Raw genomic sequence first — 6205 nt, forward strand, 5'->3', positions numbered from 1 at the left:
GACGTGATGCAGAAGACGTGGATCAGGCAACGGGCTTGGGCACGGTGATCTTCAAACCCTTGAAGTAGTCGCGGAAAAAGCCCTCGTCGCGGGTGATCAGGCCATCGCACTGGAGCATCGCGTGGGCACCGATCAGGAAATCGGCGACCACCCGTTCGCGCTTGCCGCCGCGCGCGCGGAAGCGCTTGTTCATATGGCCGGCGCGCACCGCAGCCGCTTCCTCGGTGGCTTCGTAACGCACCCCGATCGAGGCCAGCGTTTCCATCAGGTCGACCTGGGTATCCAGCATGGCCAGGACTTCGGCCACCACCGCATCGCAGACCACCACCTCGTCGCGTGCCAGCGCATCGCCGATGCAGATCTCCGACACCTCGCCGTAGACCGGGTCGCCGATGAGGATGTCGAGCAGTACCGAAGAGTCCAGGGCGATCATGGGTCGAACGGATCCCCGGGCGCGCGACCACGGATGACACGCATGGCCTGGTCGGTGCTGGTCAGGCCATCGACCAGCTTGAACTTGCCGCGCACCTTGCGCAGCGCCTCGCTGACATCCTTGCGCAGGATGATGCGGCCACCATCGAGCTCGATCTTGAGGGTGGTGCCCTTGGTCAGGCCCAGGGCATCGCGCACGGCCTTGGGCAGGGTGATCTGTCCGCGTTCGGCAACGGTGGCTTCCATGAGCATGCTCCAGAAAGTATGCACACATGATACGTACTCACGTCGCCGTACTCAAGCTGACTGAGCGCTTCCGACACACCCTATGTACACACTGAATCGCTCAGACTGGGCGCCTACCTAAAGCCTACGACGCCATAGGAGTGACGCATGAGCGATTCCTTTTCCACCCGCACCTCGCTTGAGGTCCACGGCAAACGCTACGACTACTACAGCCTGCCGAAGCTGGGCGAACGTTTCGATATCGGCCACCTGCCCTACTCGATGAAGATCCTGCTGGAGAACCTGCTCCGGCACGAAGACGGCGGTGTCACCGTCGGCAGGGACCACATCGAAGCGGTCGCCAAGTGGGACCCGGCGGCCGAACCCGAGACCGAAATCGCCTTCATGCCCGCGCGCGTGGTGCTGCAGGACTTCACCGGCGTGCCCTGCGTGGTCGACCTGGCCGCGATGCGCGATGCAGTGGTCAAGCTGGGCGGCCAGGCCGACCAGATCAATCCGCAGATTCCGTCCGAACTGGTCATCGACCACTCGGTGCAGGTGGACGTGTTCGGCAAACCCGACGCGCTCGACCTCAACGGCAAGATCGAATTTCAGCGCAACCAGGAACGCTACGGGTTCCTTCGCTGGGGCCAGAAGGCGTTCGAGAACTTCAAGGTGGTGCCACCCAATACCGGCATCGTCCACCAGGTGAACCTGGAGAACCTGGCGCGCGTGGTGATGAGCGCCGACAAGGACGGCGCCCTGCTCGCCTATCCCGACACCGTGTTCGGCACCGACAGCCATACCACCATGATCAACGGCATCGGTGTGCTGGGCTGGGGCGTGGGCGGCATCGAGGCCGAGGCCGCGATGCTGGGCCAGCCCTCGTCGATGCTGATTCCGCAGGTGGTCGGCTTCAAGCTCACCGGCAAGCTGCCCGAAGGCGCCACCGCCACCGATCTGGTGCTCACCGTCACCCAGATGCTGCGCAAGCTGGGCGTGGTGGGCAAGTTCGTCGAATTCTATGGCGAAGGCCTGCAGCACCTGCCACTGGCCGACCGCGCCACCATCGGCAACATGGCCCCGGAATACGGCGCCACCTGCGGCATCTTCCCGGTCGATGAGGAATCGCTGACCTATCTGCGCCTGTCCGGCCGCAGCGAGGAACAGATCGCGCTGGTGGAAGCCTATGCAAAGGCGCAGGGGCTGTGGCACGACGCCAATACCCCGCACGCGCAGTACAGCGCCACGCTGGAGCTGGACATGGGCCAGGTCAAGCCGTCGCTGGCCGGCCCCAAGCGTCCGCAGGACCGCGTGCTGCTGGAAGACATGCAGGCCAACTACCGCGAAAGCCTCAAGCCGTTCGCCGAGGCGCGCAGCAAGAAGCTGGCCGATCTCAAGCAGGAAGACCGCCTGAAGAACGAGGGAGGTGGCGGCACCGCCGTGGGCGCCAAGGCCGCGCAGGCCGAAGGCGCTGCCGACAGCGGTGCCGGCTGGCAGCTGCGCGACGGCTCGGTGGTGATCGCTGCGATCACCTCGTGCACCAACACCTCCAACCCTGCGGTGATGCTGGGCGCCGGCCTGCTCGCACGCAACGCGGCGGCCAGGGGCCTGAAGGCGCAGCCGTGGGTGAAGACCTCGCTCGGGCCGGGCTCGCGCGTGGTCACCGACTATCTCGACAAGGCCGGCGTGCTCGCCGACCTCGAGAAGCTCGGGTTCTACGTGGTCGGCTACGGCTGCACCACCTGCATCGGCAACTCCGGGCCACTGCCCGAAGACGTTTCCGCAGCGATCGCCAAGGACGATCTGGTGGTCACCTCGGTATTGTCGGGCAACCGCAACTTCGAAGGCCGCGTGCATCCCGAGGTCAAGATGAACTACCTCGCCTCGCCGCCGCTGGTGGTGGCCTACGCCATCGCCGGCACCACCGACATCGACCTCACCACCGAGCCGCTGGGCACCGGCAGCGACGGGCAGCCGGTGTACCTGCGCGACATCTGGCCGAGCAACAAGGAAATCGGCGACACCATCGCCGCCACCGTCGGCCCGGAGATGTTCAAGCAGAACTACGCCGACGTGTTCAAGGGCGATACGCGCTGGAACACCATCGCCTCGCCCGATGGCGCGCTGTATGCGTGGGATGCGGATTCGACCTACATCAAGAACCCGCCCTACTTCGACGGCATGACCATGCAGGTGGGCAGCGTTGACGACGTGCACGGCGCGCGTGTGATGGGGCTGTTCGGCGACTCGATCACCACCGACCACATCTCCCCGGCCGGCAACATCAAGAAGGACTCGCCGGCAGGCCGTTTCCTGCAGGAACGCGGCGTGCAGCCGGCCGACTTCAACAGCTACGGCAGCCGTCGCGGCAACGACGATGTGATGGTGCGCGGGACCTTCGCCAACATCCGCATCAAGAACCTGATGTTCGGCGGCGAAGAAGGTGGCAATACGCTGTACTACCCGGCCGACGGCGGCCAGCCGCAAAAGCTGGCGATCTACGACGCTGCGATGAAGTACAAGGCCGATGGCGTACCGCTGGTGGTGCTGGCCGGCAAGGAATACGGCACCGGCTCCTCGCGCGACTGGGCAGCCAAGGGCACCAACCTGCTCGGGGTCAAGGCGGTGATCGCCGAAAGCTTCGAGCGCATCCATCGCTCCAACCTGGTCGGCATGGGCGTGCTGCCGCTGCAATTCCTGGACAACGAAAACGCGCAGACGCTCGGCCTGGACGGCTCGGAAGTGCTGGACATCACCGGCCTGCAGGACGGCGCCAGCCGGCGCGCCACCGTGGATGCGAAAAAACCCGACGGCAGCGTCAAGCAGTTCCAGGTCAAGGTGCTGCTGCTGACGCCCAAGGAAGTGGAGTACTTCAAGCACGGGGGCCTGCTGCAGTACGTGCTGCGCCAACTGGCTGGCCGCAAGGCCGCGTAACCGCAGCAGCGGGTGTTGCTGCCGACATTCCCGCCAACTGGCGGGAATGTCGTTTCCGGAACAGGCAAGCTCAGCGGCTCCCCGGCCGGCAGGCAGTGCCGCGCGCGGCACCGACGTGCCAGCGCCATCCCCGGTGCGGCACTCGCGTCATGCGCAATCCGACGCTACGCAAGCGCCCCCTGCCCGCCGCCATGTTTCGGCCGGCTCTCCTCACTGGCCCATGGGCGCCCACTGCGCGTGATACAGCTGCCAGTCGCCGTCGTGCAGCCGCCATGCGGTGATCAGTTGGTAGGTCTGTGCCTGTTCCGGCAGCCAGCGACCGTCGCCGCCGGTGGCCAGCGCGGTGAACCTGGCCGTGGCGGTCGCGCCGTGCAGTTGCACCTCCATCGGCCCCAGGGTGATCCCAAGCCGGCGATTGCCCAATCGCTGCAACTGCAGCAAACGGCGCAGGCCGTTGGCGTCCAGGCCTTGTTCGCCCACGAAATCGGCAGCCACCGGCTGCATCGCCGCGCCCACATCGCGCGCCTCGATCGCCGCCTGCATCTGCGCAACCGTCTGCCGCAGGCGCTGCTCCGGCGCCGGACGCCCGCAGGCGACAAGCAGCGCCATCCACAGCCACACGAATCCCTGCCACCGCCAACGAATATTGCGCTGCATCACGCTTCGCCTTTTCCATTCAGGACGGTATGCTGCCAGCTGTTTGAGTGCCGTGGAACACTCCGCGTCACGTACCGATTACCCTGGAGGGGGGCAGATGAATCAGGCACGTCCTTGGTTGCAAAGCTATCCGGCCCGCGTGGCCGCCGAGATCGATCTGGAGCAGTTTCGTACCGTTGCCGAGGTCTTCGCCACCTCGGTCAAACGCTTCGCCGATCGTCCCGCATATCACAGCTTCGGCAAGACCATCACCTATCGCGAGGTGGACCGGCTGGTCGATCAGTTCGCCGGCTATCTGCTGGGCGAGCTGCAGTTGAAAAAAGGCGATCGCGTCGCCCTGATGATGCCCAACTGCCTGCAGTATCCGATCGCCACGTTCGGCATCCTGCGCGCCGGCCTGACCGTGGTCAACGTCAACCCGCTGTACACCCCGCGCGAACTCAAGCACCAGCTGATCGATTCCGGTGCCAGCGTGCTGGTGGTCATCGACAATTTCGGCACCACCGTGCAACAGGTCATCGCCGACACCCCGGTCAGGCAGGTCGTCACCACCGGGCTGGGCGACATGCTCGGTTTCCCCAAGGGGCCGCTGATCAACTTCGTGGTCAAGTACATCAAGAAGTTGGTACCCGACTATCGCATCAATGGCGCGATCCGTTTCCGCGAAGCGCTGGCGCTCGGCAGCAAGCACACCCTGCCCCCGGTACAGGTGGAATCGGACGACATCGCCTTCCTGCAATACACCGGCGGCACCACCGGCGTGGCCAAGGGCGCGATGCTGACCCACCGCAACCTGGTCGCCAACATGCAGCAGGCGCACCAGTGGCTGGCCGGCACCGGCGAGCTGGAGGAAGGCGCCGAGGTGGTGATCACCGCGCTGCCGCTGTATCACATCTTCGCACTCACGGCCAACGGCTTGGTCTTCATGAAGATCGGCGGCTGCAATCACCTGATCAGCAATCCGCGCGACATGCCCGGCTTCGTCAAGGAGCTGAAGAAGACCCGCTTCACCGCGTTCACCGGCGTCAACACGCTCTTCAACGGCCTGCTCAACACGCCCGGCTTCGACCAGATCGATTTCTCCTCGCTCAAGATGACCCTGGGCGGCGGCATGGCCGTGCAGCGTTCGGTGGCCGAGCGCTGGAAGAAGGTCACCGGGCGGACCCTGGTCGAGGCCTACGGCCTGACCGAAACCTCGCCGGCCGCCTGCATCAACCCGATGGACCTGAAGGACTACAACGGGTCGATCGGTCTGCCGATTCCGTCCACCGATGCCTGCATCAAGGACGACGCCGGCACCGCCCTGCCGATCGGCGAGATCGGCGAGCTGTGCATCAAGGGGCCGCAGGTCATGAAGGGCTACTGGAAGAAGCCCGACGAAACCGAGAAGGTGATGGATGCCGATGGCTGGCTGCACACCGGCGACATCGCGCGGATGGACGAGCAGGGTTTCGTCTACATCGTCGATCGCAAGAAGGACATGATCCTGGTCTCGGGCTTCAACGTGTATCCGAACGAGATCGAAGACGTGGTCGCCACCATGCCTGGCGTACTGGAAGTGGCGGCGGTCGGCGTGCCGGACGAAAAGTCCGGCGAGATCGTCAAGGTGGTGATCGTCAAGAAGGACCCGGCCCTGACCGCCGACGACGTCAAGGCGCACTGCCGTGCCAACCTGACCGGCTACAAGCAGCCGCGCCTGGTCGAATTCCGCAAGGAGCTTCCCAAGACCAACGTCGGCAAGATCCTGCGCCGCGAACTGCGCGACGCGCCCAAGGGGTAATCCACCAGCGCCACCAGATCGCCAGCCTCCCGGCTGTCATCCGACGCCCGCACTGCCGCCAGGCCTTGCGGGCGTTCTTATTTCGCGACGCGAACTCAGAGGGTGTTTACATAATCAAGTTACTAACCGGCGAAGCAGCAACCTCGCTTCGGTCAACCAGACCCACGCTTCGGC

At 65.0% G+C, this 6205-nt stretch carries 5 protein-coding genes; 2 read left to right on the top strand and 3 right to left on the bottom strand.

Going from position 1 to position 6205, the window contains the following annotated elements; all coding sequences use genetic code 11:
* Positions 1-22 precede the first annotated feature (22 nt).
* Together LL962_RS15955 and LL962_RS15960 are read right to left on the bottom strand one after the other, a co-directional pair.
* A complete protein-coding gene (locus LL962_RS15955) occupies positions 23-433 on the bottom strand; it encodes a type II toxin-antitoxin system VapC family toxin (protein ID WP_104588582.1) in 411 nt (136 codons plus the stop codon).
* Positions 430-678 carry an AbrB/MazE/SpoVT family DNA-binding domain-containing protein gene (locus tag LL962_RS15960; protein ID WP_005930012.1) on the bottom strand — a complete coding sequence of 83 codons (249 nt, stop codon included), beginning with the start codon at positions 676-678 and terminating at the stop codon, positions 430-432. The genes LL962_RS15955 and LL962_RS15960 overlap by 4 nt, the downstream gene beginning before the upstream one ends.
* Positions 679-825: 147 nt before the next feature.
* On the opposite strand from LL962_RS15960, the gene acnA reads away from it, so the two are divergent.
* On the top strand, positions 826-3594 hold the full coding sequence (acnA, locus tag LL962_RS15965; RefSeq protein WP_228317595.1) for an aconitate hydratase AcnA: 2769 nt from the start codon (positions 826-828) through the stop codon (positions 3592-3594).
* A 210-nt stretch (positions 3595-3804) separates the two neighbouring features.
* Here acnA and LL962_RS15970 read toward each other — a convergent pair whose 3' ends face one another.
* Complete coding sequence (locus LL962_RS15970) at positions 3805-4251, bottom strand: nuclear transport factor 2 family protein (RefSeq protein ID WP_228317596.1); 447 nt, start codon at positions 4249-4251, stop codon at positions 3805-3807.
* Between the two features lie 97 nt (positions 4252-4348).
* Here LL962_RS15970 and LL962_RS15975 point away from each other — a divergent pair, with 97 nt between their 5' ends.
* Positions 4349-6031 (top strand): long-chain fatty acid--CoA ligase, encoded by a 1683-nt coding sequence (locus LL962_RS15975; protein WP_228317597.1) that lies wholly within the window; start codon positions 4349-4351, stop codon positions 6029-6031.
* Positions 6032-6205: the final 174 nt, after the last annotated feature.

Origin of the sequence: Xanthomonas sp. NCPPB 1067, assembly GCF_020783795.1 — a bacterium.
In the GTDB taxonomy this organism is placed as follows: Bacteria; Pseudomonadota; Gammaproteobacteria; order Xanthomonadales; family Xanthomonadaceae; genus Xanthomonas; species Xanthomonas melonis.

Excerpts from the sequence above, each read along its gene's own strand:
- LL962_RS15955 (WP_104588582.1), bottom strand. The coding sequence starts at position 433 with ATGATCGCCCTGGACTCTTCGGTACTGCTCGACATCCTCATCGGCGAC.
- LL962_RS15960 (WP_005930012.1), bottom strand. The coding sequence starts at position 678 with ATGGAAGCCACCGTTGCCGAACGCGGACAGATCACCCTGCCCAAGGCC.
- acnA (WP_228317595.1), top strand. The coding sequence starts at position 826 with ATGAGCGATTCCTTTTCCACCCGCACCTCGCTTGAGGTCCACGGCAAA.
- LL962_RS15970 (WP_228317596.1), bottom strand. The coding sequence starts at position 4,251 with ATGCAGCGCAATATTCGTTGGCGGTGGCAGGGATTCGTGTGGCTGTGG.
- LL962_RS15975 (WP_228317597.1), top strand. The coding sequence starts at position 4,349 with ATGAATCAGGCACGTCCTTGGTTGCAAAGCTATCCGGCCCGCGTGGCC.